This window comes from Arthrobacter sp. JCM 19049, from assembly GCF_001310435.1.
Genome location: NZ_BAXF01000936.1, coordinates 1 through 542 on the forward strand (window position 1 = coordinate 1; position 542 = coordinate 542).

Annotated in this window: 1 protein-coding gene; it reads right to left on the reverse strand. The window is 62.9% G+C overall.

Features of this window, described 5'->3' with window-relative positions:
• Positions 1–520, reverse strand: a 520-nt coding sequence (locus tag JCM19049_RS21735) for a transposase (protein ID WP_279403523.1), incomplete at its 3' end; no start/stop codon positions are given.
• Between the last annotated feature and the right edge of the window lie 22 nt (positions 521–542).

A 542-nucleotide genomic window follows, 5' to 3' on the forward strand; every position in this document is an offset into this window, starting at 1 on the left:
CGTGACGCCATTGCTGATACCCGGCCTGGGCTCGTTCTAGCAGGTCGGTGAGCAGGGTGGCTTCCGGCGCAGTTCCGGGGATTAATAACCTGGTTTTCCGACTGCTGGTGATCAGCTTCCCAGCGATGGAATACAGCCGGTAACGCCACCGCTTCACGTCCCAGCACCCGGCAGGATGGTTCACCGGCAGCAGGGTCAGTTGGATCCACGAGGTCAGATTCATGGCCAGCACCGCCACGTTGATCCACGCCTGGTTCGCGGCAAAAGACCAGTAGGGCAGCTTGCCCAAGCCCGTGGACTTCAAGGTCTTGATCCTGTTCTCACACCGGCCCCTGGCCCGGTGGCGGGCGTCGAGGAAGGCGACGTTGTAGCGTGGCGCGTTCGTGAGGAACGCGTGATACGATTCCCGTCGATGTCGAACAGCGAGCCTTCGCTCCGGGATGCAGCGGCTCGGCCGGCAAATAGATCCGGGTGCCGGCGGGTAGTTGTTCAGGTTCAGCACCTTGGTCGCGTCGATCACCCACGCGTCCCGGCGCGGATTG